General features: G+C 27.8%; 23 protein-coding genes. 1 reads left to right on the top strand and 22 read right to left on the bottom strand.

Annotated features, from left to right (window positions below; all coding sequences use genetic code 11):
* Positions 1-138: 138 nt before the first annotated feature.
* Entirely contained in the window at positions 139-1,113 is a 975-nt protein-coding gene (gene gpr / locus LQE93_RS11860; protein WP_055267397.1) for a GPR endopeptidase, read from the bottom strand.
* Between the two features lie 175 nt (positions 1,114-1,288).
* Between gpr and rpsT the strand changes: the two genes are divergently transcribed.
* Positions 1,289-1,552 (top strand): 30S ribosomal protein S20, encoded by a 264-nt coding sequence (gene rpsT, locus LQE93_RS11855; protein WP_032117965.1) that lies wholly within the window; start codon positions 1,289-1,291, stop codon positions 1,550-1,552.
* Positions 1,553-1,583: 31 nt separating this feature from the next.
* Here the strand turns inward: rpsT and holA are convergent, their stop codons facing one another.
* The 21 genes from holA to LQE93_RS11750 all read right to left on the bottom strand — a co-directional run bounded on the left by holA (position 1,584) and on the right by LQE93_RS11750 (position 19,992).
* On the bottom strand, positions 1,584-2,615 hold the full coding sequence (holA, locus tag LQE93_RS11850; protein ID WP_231073814.1) for a DNA polymerase III subunit delta: 1,032 nt from the start codon (positions 2,613-2,615) through the stop codon (positions 1,584-1,586).
* Positions 2,616-2,634: 19 nt separating this feature from the next.
* A complete protein-coding gene (locus LQE93_RS11845) occupies positions 2,635-4,329 on the bottom strand; it encodes a ComEC/Rec2 family competence protein (RefSeq protein WP_231073812.1) in 1,695 nt (564 codons plus the stop codon).
* 90 nt (positions 4,330-4,419) lie between these two features.
* On the bottom strand, positions 4,420-4,740 hold the full coding sequence (locus LQE93_RS11840; protein WP_055267391.1) for a hypothetical protein: 321 nt from the start codon (positions 4,738-4,740) through the stop codon (positions 4,420-4,422).
* Positions 4,741-4,770: 30 nt separating this feature from the next.
* Positions 4,771-5,163: a YbaN family protein gene (locus LQE93_RS11835; RefSeq protein ID WP_055267389.1), complete on the bottom strand. Its 393-nt coding sequence runs from the start codon at positions 5,161-5,163 to the stop codon at positions 4,771-4,773.
* A 13-nt stretch (positions 5,164-5,176) separates the two neighbouring features.
* Positions 5,177-5,476, bottom strand: coding sequence for a nitrous oxide-stimulated promoter family protein (locus LQE93_RS11830; protein WP_055267387.1), 300 nt, complete (start codon positions 5,474-5,476; stop codon positions 5,177-5,179).
* A gap of 94 nt (positions 5,477-5,570) precedes the next feature.
* Entirely contained in the window at positions 5,571-7,241 is a 1,671-nt protein-coding gene (cydC, locus tag LQE93_RS11825) for a thiol reductant ABC exporter subunit CydC (protein ID WP_055267385.1), read from the bottom strand.
* A gap of 1 nt (position 7,242) precedes the next feature.
* Positions 7,243-9,042, bottom strand: coding sequence for an ABC transporter ATP-binding protein/permease (locus LQE93_RS11820; protein WP_231073810.1), 1,800 nt, complete (start codon positions 9,040-9,042; stop codon positions 7,243-7,245).
* A gap of 225 nt (positions 9,043-9,267) precedes the next feature.
* A complete protein-coding gene (locus tag LQE93_RS11815; protein WP_055267381.1) occupies positions 9,268-9,552 on the bottom strand; it encodes a DUF2325 domain-containing protein in 285 nt (94 codons plus the stop codon).
* A 43-nt stretch (positions 9,553-9,595) separates the two neighbouring features.
* Complete coding sequence (locus LQE93_RS11810) at positions 9,596-10,234, bottom strand: DUF3793 family protein (protein WP_055267379.1); 639 nt, start codon at positions 10,232-10,234, stop codon at positions 9,596-9,598.
* Between the two features lie 234 nt (positions 10,235-10,468).
* Complete coding sequence (locus LQE93_RS11805; protein WP_070205701.1) at positions 10,469-10,627, bottom strand: DUF1540 domain-containing protein; 159 nt, start codon at positions 10,625-10,627, stop codon at positions 10,469-10,471.
* 320 nt (positions 10,628-10,947) lie between these two features.
* A complete protein-coding gene (locus LQE93_RS11800) occupies positions 10,948-11,322 on the bottom strand; it encodes a NifB/NifX family molybdenum-iron cluster-binding protein (RefSeq protein ID WP_055267377.1) in 375 nt (124 codons plus the stop codon).
* Positions 11,323-11,326: 4 nt separating this feature from the next.
* Positions 11,327-11,710: an ArsR/SmtB family transcription factor gene (locus tag LQE93_RS11795; protein ID WP_055267375.1), complete on the bottom strand. Its 384-nt coding sequence runs from the start codon at positions 11,708-11,710 to the stop codon at positions 11,327-11,329.
* Positions 11,711-11,828: 118 nt separating this feature from the next.
* Positions 11,829-12,185 (bottom strand): stage V sporulation protein AE, encoded by a 357-nt coding sequence (spoVAE, locus tag LQE93_RS11790; RefSeq protein WP_055267373.1) that lies wholly within the window; start codon positions 12,183-12,185, stop codon positions 11,829-11,831.
* Positions 12,186-12,229: 44 nt separating this feature from the next.
* Positions 12,230-13,249: a stage V sporulation protein AD gene (gene spoVAD / locus LQE93_RS11785; protein ID WP_055267372.1), complete on the bottom strand. Its 1,020-nt coding sequence runs from the start codon at positions 13,247-13,249 to the stop codon at positions 12,230-12,232.
* Between the two features lie 9 nt (positions 13,250-13,258).
* Positions 13,259-13,723, bottom strand: coding sequence for a stage V sporulation protein AC (gene spoVAC / locus LQE93_RS11780; protein WP_055267478.1), 465 nt, complete (start codon positions 13,721-13,723; stop codon positions 13,259-13,261).
* A gap of 205 nt (positions 13,724-13,928) precedes the next feature.
* Positions 13,929-14,687 (bottom strand): RNA polymerase sporulation sigma factor SigF, encoded by a 759-nt coding sequence (sigF, locus tag LQE93_RS11775; protein WP_055267370.1) that lies wholly within the window; start codon positions 14,685-14,687, stop codon positions 13,929-13,931.
* An 18-nt stretch (positions 14,688-14,705) separates the two neighbouring features.
* A complete protein-coding gene (gene spoIIAB / locus LQE93_RS11770; protein ID WP_055267368.1) occupies positions 14,706-15,128 on the bottom strand; it encodes an anti-sigma F factor in 423 nt (140 codons plus the stop codon).
* Positions 15,129-15,141: 13 nt separating this feature from the next.
* On the bottom strand, positions 15,142-15,477 hold the full coding sequence (spoIIAA, locus tag LQE93_RS11765; RefSeq protein ID WP_055267366.1) for an anti-sigma F factor antagonist: 336 nt from the start codon (positions 15,475-15,477) through the stop codon (positions 15,142-15,144).
* Positions 15,478-15,644: 167 nt separating this feature from the next.
* Positions 15,645-17,942 carry an AAA family ATPase gene (locus LQE93_RS11760; protein WP_231073808.1) on the bottom strand — a complete coding sequence of 766 codons (2,298 nt, stop codon included), beginning with the start codon at positions 17,940-17,942 and terminating at the stop codon, positions 15,645-15,647.
* A gap of 186 nt (positions 17,943-18,128) precedes the next feature.
* Entirely contained in the window at positions 18,129-18,803 is a 675-nt protein-coding gene (deoC, locus tag LQE93_RS11755) for a deoxyribose-phosphate aldolase (protein ID WP_055268391.1), read from the bottom strand.
* Between the two features lie 142 nt (positions 18,804-18,945).
* Positions 18,946-19,992, bottom strand: a complete 1,047-nt coding sequence (locus LQE93_RS11750) for a DNA polymerase IV (protein ID WP_055268393.1) — start codon at positions 19,990-19,992, stop codon at positions 18,946-18,948.
* Between the last annotated feature and the right edge of the window lie 4 nt (positions 19,993-19,996).

The following is a 19,996-nucleotide window of genomic DNA, read 5'->3' as shown; positions in this document are numbered from 1 at the left end:
TAAGAAATATTATATATTTGACCCTAAAACATTTTCTTTTTGCAATTTTATTTCTTATATCTATATACCCTTTCAAATAAAAATCCCCCCTTACACTTTATGTATATGGGAGGGTTGACATAATCATTCACCACTAGACTAATTTAGAAATTTATTTATATCTTCTAATTCCATATCTGGTTGAATTGCTATGTTTATTCCATTTGCTACAACTTTAGCTAAATTTTCTACAACTAAATCTACATCTTTAGGTGTAACCATAAGTTCTCCAACAAAAGGAGTCAATACTTCTCTTATTAATGCATTCTTTTCTGCACGATCTACTGAATGTAGCATATTATAGAACTCCTTACCTGTTTCTGCTTTACTAATTAGTTCATCTAATAATAAATCCATAGTATCATTAACTATAGTAGCTGCATGGACAACTGTAGGAACTCCTACTGCTATTACTTTACATCCTAAACTTTCTTCATTTATTTGCATTCTATGATTTCCTACACCAGCTCCTGGAGAAATTCCTGTATCTCCAATTTGTATAGTTCTATTAACTCTTTCAAGCTTTCTAGCTCCTAATGCATCTACACAGATTACTAAACTTGGTTTTATCCTATCTACTAAAGATTTAACTATCTCCCCTGTTTCCACTCCTGTTATTCCTAAAACACCTGGAGCCAATGCACATACAGGTCTTACAGAATCATCTATAGCATCTGGCATTAATTCTTTAATATGTCTTGTTACCATTGTTTTTTCAACAACTTTTGGACCTAATGCGTCTGGTGTAACATTCCAATTTCCTAATCCAACTACTAATACTAACTTATCTTTATCTATATCTACTAATTTCTTCAAAGTTTTACCAAAAACTTTTGATACTTCATCCATGCTTTCACCGTCATATAGTGCAAAATCTGGAATATCAAGGGTTATATAGTGGCCTTTTGGCTTTCCAAGTTCACGTCCAGCCTCATCACTTTCTATAGTTACAGTGGTAATTTTAACCTCTCCTTCATATTCTTCGTCAACTTTCACGCCATCCAATTCTCTCTTATTTTCTTCTGTATATGCTTGCTTAGCCTCGATTGCGAGGTCTGTTCTTATATTAATCATATCTTTCCTCCTTAGCTTTTCTTATATCATCAAAATTATTTTCCCAAATAACTTTTAATTTCATACTTGAACTTACAAAGTTTCGGTGTTATAATAACTTATGTTAAAAATGAACTCGTACGCAGATTCCCCAAAAACTGCAGAGGCCCTATAAAATTTTAAGGGGGTGAATTGAATGGCAAACATAAAATCAGCAAAGAAAAGAATTAAAGTTACTGAAAAGAAGACTTTAGAAAACAGAATGGTTAAATCAGCTTTAAAAACTGCTATAAAGAAGTTTGAAGCTGCTGTAGCTGCTAACAACGCTGAAGAAGCTAAAGCTTTATTCGTTAAAGCTGCTAAGTCTTTAGACATGGCTGCTCAAAAAGGAACTGTTCACAAGAACATGGCTGCTAGAAAGAAATCAAGATTAGCTGCAAAATTAAACGCTATGGCGTAATAAATAAAAGCCGGTGAGTAATCACCGGCTATTATTTTACCATAAATGTTTTAAAAAGCATAAGCTCCATTTCAGTTTGCTTATCTGATGCTGATGATTTTAATTTATTTTCTGCATCAACACATATCTTTATAAGCTCATTTAATTGTTTTAAATTAAATTTTTGACATTGATTCATTATTTTTTCACACACAAATTGTGGTAATCTGTATTTACTCATAAAAAAGTCTACTCTTTTACCCTTAGATAAATACACCTTAAATTCATACAATCTCTTAAAATGATTTTGTATAGATGTTATTATAAGCATGTGCTGATCTGCCTTAAATAATAATTCATCTAATAAATCTAACGCTTTTTCGACTTTTCTTTGTGATATGTATTCAACTAAATCAAATATATCATCTTCACTTTTAGAGTTTAATAATTTATCTATATCTTCTTTTGTTATTTCTCTTCCCCATGCATATGCATCTAATTTTTCTATCTCTCTTTTAATAATGTCAAAATTATTAGCTACTTTATCTGCAAAATATTTAACTTGAATTTTACCAATAGCTCTTCCTTTATCTTTAAACATATCTTCAATTTTCTTATAATATTTGTCTTTTTTTAATTTATCACAATGAACTACCTTCATATATTTATCTAAACTTGATAACTTTTTATTTTTTTTAGGATTTTCTCTTTTATCATTAAATAAATAATACATTATAAGGATAGTATCTGGAGTCATATTTTTTACATAATTCGAAACTTCAGTATAAATTTTAGTACCTTCTTTATCTGTTTTTTCTCTTAAAAAATTGGCTCTATAAACAATAACAACCTTTTTATCTCCAAAAAAAGACATAGTCTCACAAGCATTTTCTATTTCCTGGCAAGTTGTTTGCAATCCATCAAGCTTTATTAAATTTAAGTCTAATGAATCCTTACTTATAGTTCTTTTTACTATCGAATCAATACTCTCCTTGATTAATTCTTCATCTAATCCACAAAATATATATGAGTTAGCTATTTTATTTTTTTTAATTTCATCTTCAAACTGTTCTAAATTTATCAAGATTATTTTTCTCTCCTTATCACCTTGAAATTACTTTATCATCAAATATAATTACTTCTTGCAAGTCACCTGTGCTGAAATCTATTATATCATATTCAGTATCTATTTTCTCTTTATTCACCACTAACATATATTCTTTTTTAACAGTTTCTAATTTATAATTTTTTCCTTCCTTTTTTATTATTATTTTATCTTTTATGTTTATCTCATTAAAATCTTTATAAATATTATCCGACATAGTTATTTTTTTAAGCTTTACTTTATCTACTAATGCTTTTGTTTGAATTAATATATTCTCACCTCTAAAACTAACTAATAATGCTCCTTCTTTATAATATCTTATATTAGGAATAGGATTATAATTTAATATAAAAATATATATTAATGATATTATCGGTAGCAATATAAACTTTTTATAACCTTTCCTATAAAAATAATAAGTAATTATAAGAATAGAATAAAAAAATGCTATTGTAAAATTTAAATATAATATATCAATTTTATAATCCCAGAAGAAATCCATTATATTATCTATAAATTTAATACACCAATAACATAGATATAATAAATAGTTAAATACTGGAGTAATCTTATAAAATATCAATAGTAAATTTCCTATAAGCACTAAGATATTAATAATAGGTATTATGAAGATATTTCCTATCAAAAAATTTAAAGAAAATTCATTAAAACTATATATTAAAATAGGAAATGTCAATATTTGTGCTGATATAGATACCGATACCACTTCTCTAATCTTCTTAGGTAACTTATATAATTTTTTATTTAGTTTTTTATTAAATAATATTATTCCTAAAGTAGCTAAAAAGGATAAAACAAATCCTAAGCTAAATAAATCGTATGGTCTTACTATTAATAAGATTATTCCAGCTAAAGATATCGCTGCTATTGGGTTATAATTTCTCTTAACTACTAAAGCAAAGTTCATTATCAGTATCATAATATAAGCTCTCACAGTAGACGGAGATGCCCCTGTAAATAATACATATGCTAAAGCTATAACTAAACTTAATTTACTACCAAATAGCTTCTTTAGTATTCCATATACAATAGCCATATGAAGCCCTGAGACGGCTATAGCATGTGAAATACCAAATACCTTCATATCATCTCTATCTTCATTGTCAATGGCCTCAGAGTATCCAAAAGCTACTGATGTAATAAAGCCTGCTTTCCTTCTCCCTAACTTAGATTTTATTGCTTCATATAATCTTTCTCTTCTATAGTATAAATAACTTATAAAATCCTTTTTTAAAACATTATAACTTTCAACCTTGTACTCACCTATTATTCCTTTAGATAAATCTAGATTTTTATTAAATTTTCCTATTGCTAATATTTTATCTCCAACAACTAATTCATCAATTTCTATGTCTAAGTATACATTTCTCCCACCAATTTTACCTCTAACATAGTATGATTTTATAGTATCTATTCTTATCTCTTCAATATTATCTGGAATATAGTTGTAAAATTGATGATTATTAAATAATCCTACTGCAAAAAATAAAGAAATAATAGCAGTAATAAAAATACCTTTATAAAACAGTAACAACAGAAAAAAGCCACTGACAATCGCAATTGCCAGCAGCTTATCACTACTATATGTTTTATAGAAAAAAGATGATAGGATAAAAACTAAAAAAATGTAAGGTAGGGGATTATTTAAATCTATATCTATCTCTGATTTCATAATGGCAACACCTCATTTAATAAGTTTTGCCATATTGGCCTTATCTAAATCATTTTTAACCTATATCCCTATAAGTTAAATACATTATTTTTAAAGAAATTTTATGCTTACAAATAAATATACGAAAAATGATAGTGTAGCTATAATATGAAGCTTTCTATATAACTTAGGATTATTTTTAAAGAAATATCCTGTAAGTCCTATTAATATCATTATAATAGAAAAGCCTATATATTTTATGAAATCAGGTTGCCCAAATTTCTGTATTAACGCTATTATCATTGCTAATATTGATACGCTCCCTATAGCTATATGAGCTTTAATGTATTTATTCTTTCTAATTTTTAAAATCTTTGGTATATAATATAATATTAATGCCAGCATAAAAAATGATGACGATATTCTTTCCATAATACTTTCTCCTTTGTATAAATATATATCCTAATTAACTTTTTCCACTTGTGGTTTTATAGTCTTAATTCTAAACGTAAAGTAATAAAGTTTAAAAAGTATAAGACATACTAAAAATATTCTTAAATGTAGATTATCTATTAATATCATTGGGAAAGCTAGCATAAAATCAGCAAAAGCTAATAAGCACACTTTCTGTTTCAAAGTCATTGCTCTTTCGTTAACAAAACTTTCTAAATGCTTCTTATATACTTTTGTATTTGTAAACCATATATTAAATTTTTCAGATCCTCTAGCAAAACAGAATGATGCTAAAAGCAAAAATGGTGTTGTTGGCAATATCGGTAATGCTACCCCTATGGCCCCTAGTGCAAAAGCAATTAATCCTACAGTTATATAAATATACTTCTTTATCTTATTCATCTTAATATCCTCCCTACTTATTTAATGCATGTTTCATTAATTCTACTGGGTTATAAATTATAAGTCTCGGTCCTGAAAATTTCATAACTTTTTTGACTTTTTCCTTCATATCCTTTTTATAGCAATGTATAGGACATCTCGAACAAGTAGATTTATTTTCACCGAATTTGCAATAACTTAATCTTTTATGAGCATATTCTAATAACTCCTGACACTCATCACACAGTTGCCCATCTTTCATTCCATGTTTTTTTCTGCAATATATATCTATCATTAATTTAATAGTTTTCTTTTCCCTATCAATTCTCCCCATTATTAATTTCTCCTATCACAAATATTGTTGATAATCATTATCACCTAACAATTAAAATTAAAGAGGACTTTTAAATCCTCTTTATTTCATATAATTAATTCAACACAAGCTTGCTATTTTCTAGCTTATAAGTTTTATTACATACTGCTGTAGTTGATTTTCTATGAGATATAAGAACTATTGTTTTATCCTCACAGTTTTCTTTTATAGATTTTAAAATTTCGCCTTCATTTAAAGTATCTAAATTACTTGTAGGCTCATCTAATATTAATACGTCTCCATCGCTTAAGAATGCTCTTGCAAGACCTATTCTCTGCTTTTCTCCTGATGAAAGATTTCCTCCAAGCTCTCCAACTTTTGTATCATATCCCTTTGGCAGACTTTCAATAAATTCATGTATTGAAGCCATTTTAGCTGCCTTTACAACCTCTTCCTTTGATGCTTTGATATTTCCTATTTTAATATTATCTAAAATTGATTCATTAAATAGATATGTTTCCTGACTTACTAAAGTCTGGCTACTTCTTATAGAGTCTGTTGCAACCTCTTTAATATCCTTATTATCAAGCTTAATCTTACCTTCATTAACGTCCCAGAATCTCATCATAAGCTTAACAAATGTACTCTTTCCAATTCCACTCTCACCTATAAGTGCAATCTTATCACCTTTTTCAATATGAACAGATGTATTATCGAATATTTTTTCTTTTCTATTTGGATAAGAGAATGTTACATCTTCATAAGATATTGAATCACCATTTACTGCATGCCCTTCTAAAACTTCTTCTACATGAGGTTCTTCATCTATAAGATCAAATAATCTTTCTGCACATGCAAAAGTCTGAAGTAATGTATTAGATAAATTACTTAAAGCAACTACTGGTCCGAATGATGATGCTATTACTACTATTCCTACTAACATCCATGTAAATGAAAGTTTTCCTACTGAATATTGTTGGAATCCTACACCTACAAAAGTTAATATAGCAACCATTATAGTTAAATCAGTTATAGCTCTTATTATTCCTTCATGTTCTTTTATCTTATCAAGACTTTCGTTTATTCTATGAGATTTTGAATTAATCTCTTTTAATCTTTCTTCACCATTTCCAAATAATAAAACTTCCTTTAACCCTCTTAAAGAATCAAGTATATAGTTATTACATTCACCAAACATGTTTCTATAAGCTACTCCTGCTTCTTTTCCAAGACTTGATGAAGCATATGGTATAACGAATCCTACTATTAAGAAGAATACTACTGATAATAATCCAAACCATGGGTTTATCATATATAGAATTACTGCAATTATACTGTTTGTTATTACTGCAATTGATATTGGAGCTATAGTATGAGCATAGAATACTTCTAAAAGCTCTATATCCGATGTAATAAGTGATATAAGATTACCTTTTTCTTGACCTTCTAGTTTTGCAGGCGCAAGTTTTCTAAGCTTACCAAATATCTTATCTCTTAATATATATAGTATTTTAAATGCTATGTAGTGACCAGATAACTGTTCAGCATATCTTAAAAATCCTCTAAATACTGCACTTAAAACCATAACTACCATAGCACCTGTAAAGCTTATGAATGTTATATCTCCTATAAGTGTACCTATAGCTATTGCACCAAAGCTTGCTATTGCTATTGCTGCTAAAAATCCTATAACACCCATGCTTATAGTTATTAGCATAATTGGAGCTAACGGTTTTAATTCAACTATTAGCCTTTTCATTATCTGGAAGCCTGATCTTCTTTTCATATTAGCAAACCTCCCTTATCATTTCTAATTCATTTTGTTTATTAACCATATCATAATAATGTTTCTTATCATTCATTAACTCTTCATGAGTTCCATTTTCAACTAATATACCTTTATTCATAACATATATTTGTTTTGCATCTACAACATTAGCTAATCTATGAGATATTACTAAAATAGTTTTATCTTTAGAAAGTTCATAAATAGCTTCCCAAATACTTTCTTCACTTTCAACGTCTATATTAGATGTTGCTTCGTCAAATATTATCATATCTTTATTTGCAAGTATTACTCTAGCTAATGCTAATCTTTGTTTTTGACCACCTGATAAAGCACTACCTGCTTGTCCAACATCTGTTAATAAACCATCTTTTAATCCAGCTACAAAATCAAATAATCTAGCTGTTTTTAATGCTTTATCAATTTCTTCTTGAGTTGCATCTTTCTTAGCCATTAAAAGGTTATCTAAAATAGTTCCATTAAATATATAACTGTTAGTTGATACTAAAGCTATATTTTCATAAATATTATCTAATGATATATTTTCAATATTATTTTTGTTTAATAAAATTTCTCCACTTGTTACTTTGTAATTATTTAATATAAGTGATGCTATTGTACTCTTACCAGAACCACTTTCCCCTACTATAGCAACTAATCCACCTGGAGTAATCTCCATATTTATATTATTTAATACTTTTCTTTCACCATCATAGCTGAAATCAACGTTCTTTAATTCTACTGAAATTTCTTCAAATTTAGTGTTTTCTTTAACAGTTATATTTTTTTCTCTTTCTTCTGCATCTAAAATTCCAAACATTCTATCACTAGCTGCCATACCATTCATTGCAATATGGAAATATGACCCTAAAAGTCTTAATGGAATAAAGAATTCTGAAGAAAGTAATATTATTATAAGTAAGCTTCCTACAGGAATTTCACCATTATTAAATTGATGTAAAGCTACTATAGTTCCTGCTGCTGCTCCACCAAAAGCTACTAAATCCATAATAGTTATTGAATTAAGCTGCATACTTAAAACTTTCATTGTTATCTTTCTAAACTTTTCAGACTCTGTATTCATTTTTTCATGTCTTTCTTCATCGATATTAAATACTTTTAAAGTAGTTAATCCTTGAAGATTTTCTAAGAAAGTTCCACCTAAGTCAGAGTAAGATTTCCAATAATCTTTTAATATTCTCTTTGCAATCTTTTGGATAGCTATTATTGATACTGGTATAAGCGGTACACATAAAATAAATACTAATGCAGCTTTAAATGATATAAAGCTCATAAAAATAAATAGTGTTACTGGTACTAATAATGCATAGAATAATTGAGATAAATATTTACCGAAGTATATTTCTAACTGTTCTACACCTTCAACTGCAACTTGTACTACAGCTGATGTACTTTCTACTGAAGTATAACCTGTTCCAAGCTTTAATAATTTTTTATATATAAGTTCTCTTAATGTTACTCTTGCATTTGCTGATGCTGCATTAGAAAACTTAGCATATAAAATATTGCTTAAATATCTTATAGCTAACAACATAACAATTATTGCTACTGCTCCTAATAATGAAATTGGTCCAACTACCTTAAATTCTGCCATAGCAGCAAAAATATTACTATTGATTAAATTTAATCTTTCTCCTAAATATATCTTATTAATAAATTGCCCTATTAAAATTATAATTACTATATTACATAGCACTGCGATCCAATTTGCTAATATAGTAAGTGCTATATACTTTTTTGAATCTTTACAAAGGTTAATTAACCTTTTATTTATCATCATAATATCGTCCTCCATTGATATTTCGTTTTAATTGATAACTCTTATCACCTTATTTAATATACACTAATTGATAATTATTATCAAGTTGTTTTTTAACAATATTTCAAACTTTTTCTTTAAAATAAAAAAGTACTTATAATCATTTTAATTATAAGTACTTTTATAAGTCTATCTTTATAAAATTGACTCTTTTCTTGTTAATTGTTATAAGCATATCAATACCTTCTAATTAGATGCTATTTGTTTAATTACTGTTTCTAATGAATTCACTGTACTCTTATGATTTCTAATCACTGTTATATTTTTCTTGTCTGCTTCTTTTTTAGCTGCTAATACTAATTTATGCGATACTACATCTGTTAACAATATTACCGCATCTGGTTTTCCTATTTTATTTCTAAACCCAGTTTCCATCTGTGTAAAAACTTTAGCCTTACAATTATATTTTTTACACATATCAATATACTGCTTGCTCATTCTATCATGTCCACCAACAATTACTATACTCATACATACTCACCCTTCTTTTATATTGGTTAATTATAGTTAATTTTTATACTGCTACACCATCCAACTCACTTATAATATTTTTTAAATTGCAAAATACCTTGTGAGCAGAATCCCCTTTTAAAATATACTTCACCGTTTTTTCTTTTATCATGTCGTAAGTATTAAAAACTTCTTTGGCAGTACTATAATCGTTATACACTCTCCAATACCCACAAGCTAAACACTTCTTAGTACTACAATTCATAAAGTCTTTTACATCTTCAAGAGGATACCCTAAAAAAACTCCTAATTCATGAGGGCAGTTAAATTCATTATATCTTCTTTTTAATTTTTCTAAATAAATATCTAAATCATTTTCATCACTATATCCAATCTTATTTAAAAAATGCTTATTTTCTTGTTTAAATATATAATTAGATAATTGTTTTTTATCGTATACTAAAATAATTAATGCATTTTCACATTCTCTCAAACTAATATAGTTTATGTCTATAGACTTCAAAAATTTTTCTCCATACTTGCACCATTTTTCATAAATACTATCAATACCTTTTTTTAGCGTTATTGTTGCCGACGGTTTTGCTTCTGATATCACTAGAGATGCATTAAAAATCAAAAACTTTTCAATACATTCTCTTTCTTCCATATTGTTTAAACTTTTGTAAAAACCTATTGTACTCATTCTTAACTCCTATACTCCAACCTCTATTTAATATTGATATTCATTCTCAATTACTTAATATTTTATATTATGCTTTTTTCCTTGTCAATATGAATGTATATATTTTCAAAAATATACCCTTGTAATTTTGTAGTTCTATTATTACATTTTATTTTTAATAATTTCATACTCTTTATCTTAGAAAAGAGAGAAAATCTATCATTAGACTATCTCTCTTACAGTTATTTTATTTTGCTATTTTAATACAAATGATTTACAATCTGTACATTCAGGAACTGTAGGATTTGCTTCATGAGTTCCAACTTGTATAGCATTTAATGTACAATAATCTGCTGAGTTAGCATGATGCTTGCATTGTTGTACGCTACATTTGATACTTTCATTTTTATTCATTTTTACACCTCCCTTGTCATCAACACTAATATTATTCTTCTATTAACCTTTAATTATTCATTAATTTATTACTAAGCTTTTTAAATCTCTCCCTTTTGAAACTTCTTATTTATAACTATATTTATTTTCGTTTTTTATTTCTAATATTTCTATACTAAGATATGATTTCCCCAATCTGTTAATATACTCTTAATATTTGTAAAACAAATGCTTTTTAAATTTTATCTATATATTTCTGTATTTGATTTTAATTAAAGAATTCATAAAAAAGTAGGATTTAATTTAAAAATTAAATCCTACTTTTTTTCCTATATTCTATATTATTTATGACTTCCACAATCGTGATGAACACAAATATTCGAATTATCAAATTCTTTTAGTTCATTTTTATTAATTAATTCTATATTTTTTTCTACTGTTCCATCAGTAGCTTTAAATACTTTTATTCCCATAGACTTTAGTTTGCTAATAGCTCCTTGCCCTATTCCTGAAACTACAATAGCATCAACTACTTCTCCGCATAAAGCTTTAATAGGTTGGCATTTACCGTGCTCATGATCTAAGTTACCGTTGTTTATAGTTTTTACTTCCTTTGTCTCAGAATCAACTACTATAAACATTTTAGCACTTCCAAAGTGATTATATGGGATACTGTTCATTCCTTCATTAGTGTTAATTGGAAAACAAACTTTCATATTTTTAATCCTCCTTTAAAATATTCTTACAGCAATTTTTCATTGACTTACAACTATTCTTGCAAACAGAAATATCGAAGCTATTTTCTTCTTCATTTAACCCGTCACTTATTAAATTGAAATCATCATTAATTAACCCTTTTATAAAATTAATAGATTTTTCTAATGATTCTCTATTTAGTTCATACATAAGATGATATCCTCTTTTATATCCAACTATTAAAGAAGATTCCTTAAGTACTTTTATATGTTGTGACACAGCTGCTTCTGATATATTTAAATGCTTAGCTATTCCTTTAGCACAGATGTTTTTATGAGAAACTAATATTAAGATTTTTAATCTTGTTTCATCCGCTATAGCTTTAAAAATTTTTATTCTTTCTTCCATAGGTACCTCTTTATTTAATTAAGCAATTACTTAATTAAATTATATTCCTATATTTTCCCAATTTCAAGTGTAAATAAAAAAATAACTTCTAAAAAAATTTTAGAAGTTATTTTTTAGATTATTGTTTAGTTTTAGGATTAAAAATTACAGCCATTAAATATCCAAAAAAGATTGCTGCTGTAATGCCACCGGCAGCTCCAGTTATTCCACCAGTAAAGGCTCCTAATAATCCATCTTTTTCAACACCTTCAATAGCTGCTTTAGCTAACGAATTTCCAAAGCTAGGTAATGGAATTGTAGCACCTGCTCCTCCTATTTCTATTAGCTTATCATATAACCCAAAGCCACCTAAAATTGCTCCTATTGTTACAAAAGCAACTAATATTCTTGCTGGAGTCAACTTAGTTGTATCCATTAATATTTGTGCAATTACACAAATTAAACCACCTACTACAAACGCACTTATATAATCCACTTATAATTTAGTAAACTACCTTTAGTCTACTAAAATTCACCTCCTTAATCAATTTCAATAGCAACTGCATGAGCTATTCCTGGAATAGATTCACCTTGAAGAGATGTTGTTGGACTCATTAAAGCTCCTGTAGATACCAGTAGCATCTTTTTTATCTCTCTTCTCATTAATTTCTTATAAAAATATCCACATGTAACTACTGCAGAGCAACCACATCCACTTCCACCTGAATCAGTTTTTTGTCTTTCATCATCAAAAATCATGTCTCCACAATCTACATAAACATCTTTAATATCATATCCATATTCAAGTAATAGTTTTTCTGTAATCTCTTTACCTACTTTACCTAAATCTCCTGTAGCTATAACATCATAATCACTTGGTTTTCTTCCTGTATCCTTAAAATGATTATAGATAGTATCAACTGCAGCTGGTGCCATTGCTGCTCCCATATTATTTGAATCTTTTTCACCGTAGTCTTTAACAACACCAGTAGTAACATATGTAACCTTTGGAAAATCTCCATAATTTGAAAGTACCATAGCACCTGATCCAGTAACAGTCCATTGTGCTGTTGGATTTCTTTGTGATCCATATTCTAATGGAAATCTAAATTGTCTTTCTGCTGAACTAAAATGTGATGATGTAGATGCTACTACATATCTTGCAAAACCACCATCTACAAATAAAGATGCCATACTTAATGATTCTGCCATAGTTGAACATGCACCATATAAACCAAAGAAAGGTATATTTAATTCTCTTGCTGCATATCCTGACGAAACTATTTGATTTAAAAGATCCCCTGCAAAAAGATAATCTATATCTTCTTCTTTTAAATTTGCTCCTGAAATAGCTCCTTTTATAGCTGTATACATCATTTTTGATTCTGCTTTTTCGAAACTATCTTTTCCTAAAGTATCGTCATTAATAATCTCATGAAAATACTCTTTTAATGGACCGTCACCTTCTTTAGGTCCTACTATTGAGAATGTTGAAATTATCTTCGGAGGATTTTGTAGTTTTATAGTTTGTTTTCCTATTTTTTTTGCTGCTGAAGTCATAATTACCTCCTATATCATTCCAAATAATTTTAATACATAATATACTAAACCTACTAAGACTGAAGTACCTATTCCATATACAAGAACTGGGCCTGCTATAGTAAACATTTTTGCTGCTACTCCAAATACAAATCCTTCTTTTTTGAATTCTATTGCTGGAGCAACCATTGCATTAGCAAAACCAGTAATAGGAACTACAGTTCCAGCACCTCCAAAAGTGGCTATCTTATCATATACACCTAATCCTGTTAACAATGCTCCTAGAAAAACCATTATTACAGGAAGCCACTTTTTAGCCTCTTCTTCTGGGATTCCATATTTAATTAGCATATTCAAAATAAATTGGCCAATTGTACATATAATTCCACCTACTATGAATGCTAATATGATATTTTTAAAATATTTTGGCTTAGGTTTTGCTTGCTTACTAAGATCTTGAAATTCATTTAATATCTTTTCTTCTTTCTTAGAAATGTCAGCCATAATAATCTCTCCTTCCTAACATATATGTATTATTCCTCTAAACTCAAAAAAAATGCCTAAAAAAGCTAATTCTCTAGTATATTTATCTATTAAATTTTTTTATTATTAATAAATAAAAAAACACCATATACACTTTAATGTGTTTTAGGTGTTTTACTTACTTCTTTTATTTATTCTATTTTTCATTTTCTTTAGTTTACACATCCTCTAATTTGCTTTTCATTTGCATTAGTACTTTCTTTTCTATTCTCGATACTTGAACTTGACTTATACCTAATAACTTTGCAACTTGAACTTGCGTCTTATCTTTAAAATATCTTAGCATAATTATTTGCCTTGATTTATCATCTAGACCTCTTAATGCCTCTTTTAACGCAATCTTATTTATCATACCACTATCTTCTTCACCATTTTCACTTAATTTATCTATTAATAAAACTGGTGATCCATCATCTTGATGTATTGTATCATAAAGATATGATAATCCACTTGCTGATTCCATAGCAAAGACTATATCTTCTTTATCAATACCTGCATACTCTGATAATTCATCAACAGATGGTTCTCTTCCTAGCTTTTTAGTAAGAATTTCTCTATCAAAATGTATCTTTCTTGCTAAACTCTTTACATTCCTACTTACTTTTATCATTCCATCATCTCTTATGAATCTCTTAATCTCACCGATTATCATAGGAACAGCGTAAGTAGAAAACTTTACATTATATTTATTATCGAAGTTTTTAATAGCTTTAACTAAACCTATAGATCCAATTTGAAAAATATCCTCATAGTCATAGCCCCTATTTAGAAACTTCTTACTAATTGATGATACTAGTGGCAAATTCATCTCTATTAATATATTCATTGCATCTTTATCACCATCTTTAGCTAACAGTATTAATTGAGAATTATCATTGTAATTAAAGTCTTCTTTTCTTACATTACCATTTTTCATAATACTCCCCTAACATAATTAATTAAATTTTTTCTTCATGATAACTCTTGTACCTTTTCCAAATTCACTTTCCACATTTAAACTATCCATAAATGTTTCCATAACAGTAAATCCCATTCCTGATCTTTCTAGGTCTGGTCTTGATGTATAAAGAGGCTCTCTTGCTTGTTCTACATCTTTTATTCCTCTACCATTATCTATTATAGTTATAGTCACTTCATTACTACTAATTGATGCTTCTATCCTAATTATTCCCTCTTTTTTATTTTCGTAACCATGAATTATAGAATTTGTTACAGCTTCTGAAACTGCAGTCTTAATATCAGCTAACTCATCTATAGTCGGGTCTAATTGAGAAACAAATGCAGCTACTGCTACTCTTGCAAACCCTTCATTTTCTGACCTACTTACAAATTCTATACATACTTTGTTATCTAACATAAAAACCCCTCCATTAAATGCATTTAATAGCTTCTTCTAAATTTTCGTAACTATTAATGATTTTATATAATCCTGATAGCTTAAATACCTTATCAACTCTGTTATTTACTTCAACAATACATACATTTCCATTACGCCCTTGAAGTTTCTTAGACCTTCCTATAACTACACCTATTCCTGAACTATCCATAAAAGTAACATCTTTAAAATTCATAACTAATGATTTAATATTATCTCTGTCTATTCTATCATCTATCTTAACTCTTACTTCTTCAGCACTATGATGATCTAATTCACCAATTAAATAAACAATTAAAGTGTTATCTTGTTTATCAAAATTTAGATACATATTAATCAACTCTAAATATATTATTTAGAGTTACACCCCCTTTTTCTTCCTTCTTTTTCCATAATTTTAACATAATGTATGTTAAGTAGTCAACTTTTATTACATCTTATAATTTAAAATTTAATTATAAAAAGGTATCATTCACCCAATGATACCTTTTTATAACTTCAACATTTTTTAGATTTATATTTATTTATTTCATTATTTACTTCTTCATAGAATTTATCTATAGTTTCTCCTTCACTTAATAACAATACTTCTATAGCATCATTTAATGTTTCCATTTCATATAAATGAAATTTATTTTCCATTATAGCTTTTTCAACATTCGGAGTTAAAGTAATTTCATCTTTGTTAGCTGCTGGTAGTAAAACCCCTTTTCCTTCTATAGTATCTATTATCTCGCAAACTCTATAAAATCCTTCTATTTTCTCATTTATTCCACCAATAGCCTGAACTTCTCCAAACTGATTTACTGAACCAGTTACTGCTATATTTTGTTTTATTGGTTTTCTACTAAGAGCAGATAATATTGATATTATTTCAGCAATAGATGCACTATCTCCTTCAACCAATCCATAAGTCTGTTCAAAGCTTAAATGAAAATCTACAGGAATTTCTTCATATGGATTTAAAATATTAGTTAATAACCCTTTTAATATATTTATAGATTTTTCATGAATCTTTCCGCTTAGATTACTTTCCTTTTGAATATCTACAATTCTTCCTGTACCTTTATATGCAACACAAGTTATTCTCATAGGTTTTCCAAAAGTATAATATCCAGTATCTAGCACAGCTAGTCCATTAATAGCTCCTATTCTTTCTCCTTTAACTGAAATTAATATCTTTTTTTCATTGTATAACTTCATCATTTCTTTTAATATAGCTTCTTCTTCATAAGCAACTTCTATTATTTCTTTCTCTGTTATTTTATCACTCTTAGTTTCAACTGCATAATGGTTAGCTAATAATAATAATCTTTCTATAGTATACTTTTCTACAAATAATTTATTTTTACAACTAGCTTTTCTAGATAAATATTTAAAAATCTCTCTTAATCCGTTGCTAGTTACTTTCAATAACTCTTCTTTTCTTATCTTATTATTTATTTCACTTGTTACAGTCTTTATAACATCATCAGTTATTTCAACAATCGGAGAGAATTCTGCTCTTAAAGGGAATAATTTTCTAAAGTCTTCATCTGAATTATATAAGATATCATATGAATCATAATCACCAATTATAATTACTTTAACTTTTATAGGTATAGGTGCTGGCTTAAGTCCACTGACGTTGATAAATTCCATATAACTTTTATTGTTATCAAAAGATAATGTATTAGATAATAGTATCTTCTTTAAATAGTAATAACTTGAAGGATTTGTAGCTAAAGAGCTTAACCTTAAAATTAAACATCCTTCATTAGCTTTTAATAATGATCCTGCTGTTATTAATGATATGTCTGTAGTATAAACTCCATTATGATTTTCATACTCTATTGTCCCAATCAAATTATTTAAGTTAGGATCTTCTTCAAAAATAACTGGTGGACAAGGACTCTTACTATTATCTACTATAACTTTAACATCATATTTATTTAGAACTTCATATATTTCATTTTCATCGTCTTCAAGACTCATGGTATAGCACTCTACAATATTTTCTTCTATAGATGTAAATAATTTTTCTAAATACTCGTAAGAATCATCATCTGTTATAAATTCTATTAAGGCTTCATCCTTATATTCTTCCATATTATTAATTAAAAACTTAGTGTATATTTTTTTAAGCTTTTTCATAGACTTCATCTCTAAATTTTTTAGTTCTTCTAAAACAACTTCTGCTCTCTTTTTTAACTTGCCTGCATTTTCAACTATTATTTCTTTCTTATCATCATCTAGGCTATCATATTCTTTTTCTGTCATTGCCTCTTCCCCATTCAAAGGAATAAATGCAAATCCCTTAGAACTAGCCTTTACTTCAAACCCCTCTTTCTTTGCTGATTCTATAAGCTCATTTATACACTCATTTCTTCTTCCTTGAATCTCTTCTACTAAAAAGTCCTTCTCTTCTTCTGTTGACTCCCTATAAAAATCATCTATTGTTTCTAAGTATGCATTTTTAATTCCTTCCACCGTTTCCTTTAATTTGTTTCCCTTTCCATTTGAAACAAATATAGCTTCTGGCTTTTTCTCATTCCCTATAGTTACGTAGCAAATATCTTTTGGTGAATTTAGATCTTTATATTCATTTTCAATATAACTAATTAATTCTTTTAACTTATCTTTTGAAAATGAATCTATTAAATATAAATTATATCCCTCTTTATCTATGCTTAGTGCTCTACTAATCCTCTTATATGCTTCATTAAATTCTGGAATCCCCTGTATCTCCTTAAATTCATCGTTTTCTGGTATTGATAAGTCAAACAATATTTCGTTTGGATTTAGTTCTTTTCTCATAAACCTCCTATCCAAAGTATAACTTGATTAAAATCAGTAGTTTTTACCTTTATACAGTTATATATTATATTAATATTCTCATATCTAAATTTTAGGTAATGTTTTTTCTTAAAACTAAAATTTATTTTTAAAATAAAAAGAACCACTATTTAAAGTGATTCCTTTTTGATATTTTTATATTTATTTTTAGTACGTAGAATTTGATTCTTTTCCTTCACAAATAGCTATTGATGCAGATGCACCTATTCTTGTAGCTCCATTCTCTATCATAGTTAAAGCATCTTCTCTACTTCTTACTCCACCAGATGCTTTTACTCCCATATCTGGACCTACAGTTTCTCTCATAAGTTTTATATCGTGAGCAGTTGCCCCACCTTTTGAGAATCCTGTAGATGTCTTAACAAAATCTGCTCCAGCTTCTTTTGATAATTCACAAGCTATAACCTTCTCTTCATCTGTTAGAAGGCAAGTTTCTATTATAACTTTAGTTAATGCTTTTCCTTTTGCAGCATTTACTACAGCTTGTATATCATTTTTAACGTATGCTAAATCTCTTTCTTTTAATTTTCCAACATTTATAACCATATCAACTTCAGTTGCACCCTTTTTTATAGCATCTTCAGTTTCAAATGCCTTAACCTCTGTTGTTGTTGCTCCTAAAGGAAATCCTATTACAGTACAAACCTTAACTGGTGTTCCTTCTAAAATTGTAGCAGCTTTAGCTACCATAGATGGATTTACACATACTGATGCAAAATTATATTTAACTGCTTCTTTACAAAGTTCCATAATTTCTGCTTCAGTTGCTTCTGGCTTTAAAATTGTATGATCTATCATTCTTGCAATATTTATATTTTCCATACTATACCTCCAAAAAATAAATGATGTATTCTAATTACTAATTATAATCTACAATATGTAAAATGAAAAGCATTTATTCAACAATTACAGTAATGCATATTTTAATTATTATACTGTATAATTAAACAAATTTTAGAAATTCTTAAAATAATGTTAATTGCTCAACCTTTTCTTCTTTTATACTACTTACAGTTAATCCTATTAATCTTATAGTTTCACTAAATACTTCTTCTTCAATTATTTCAGTAGCAACACTATAGATATCTTCAGCTTTATTAATATAATATAAAAGCGTTTTACTCCTAGTATGATTTATAAAAGAACTAGTTTTATATTTAACTGTAACAGTCTTAATAAATATATTCTTCTGCTGTAAATAATTACTTATCTGTAAACTAAAATCTTCAATATACCTCTTTAACTCTTCTTTATCATCGGTATCAGATTTTAAAGTAGTTTCTTTTCCATAAGATTTTCTATCTCTATTTGGTGTAACAGCTCTATTATCTATTCCTCTAATTCTATTATAAATATCTATACCATACTTTCCAAAATACTCTATAAAAAACTCCTTAGGATGAGCATATAAATCTTCAATTTTATACATTCCCATATTATTTAAACGTCTAACAGATTTTTGTCCTAGTCCATAAATTTTAGATATAGATAAGGGTTTTAATATTTCTGGAATCATATCTTCAGTAATAACCATTATTCCATTAGGCTTATTCCAATCTGAAGCAAGCTTAGCTAAAAATTTATTATATGATATACCTATAGATAATGTTAGTCCTACCTCTTTATATACTCTTTTTTTGATATATAAAGCAGCCTCTTTATAATCTTCAAATCTGCTATTTGTGATATCTAAATATGCCTCATCTATTGAAAGAGGCTCTACTAAAGGTGTTATTTCTCTAAATATATTAAAAATTTGTGCAGATACCTCTTTATATCTCCAATATCTACCTCTTAAATATATTCCTTGAGGACATAACTTTTGAGCCATAAATATAGGCATTGCAGACTTAACCCCATATTTTCTTGCTTCATATGAACACGTTGATACTACACCTCTTTCACTTACTCCTCCAACTATTACAGGTTTACCTTTTAGTTTTGGATTGTCTCTTTGTTCTACCGATGCAAAAAATGCATCCATATCAACATGTAATATTATCTTGTCCATATCT

Origin of the sequence: Clostridium sp. NSJ-145 (assembly GCF_021044725.1) — a bacterium.
Taxonomy (GTDB): domain Bacteria; phylum Bacillota; class Clostridia; order Clostridiales; family Clostridiaceae; genus Clostridium; species Clostridium disporicum_B.
The sequence above is the reverse complement of the archived record's forward strand: the minus strand, read 5'-3'. Positions and strand labels throughout refer to the sequence as shown.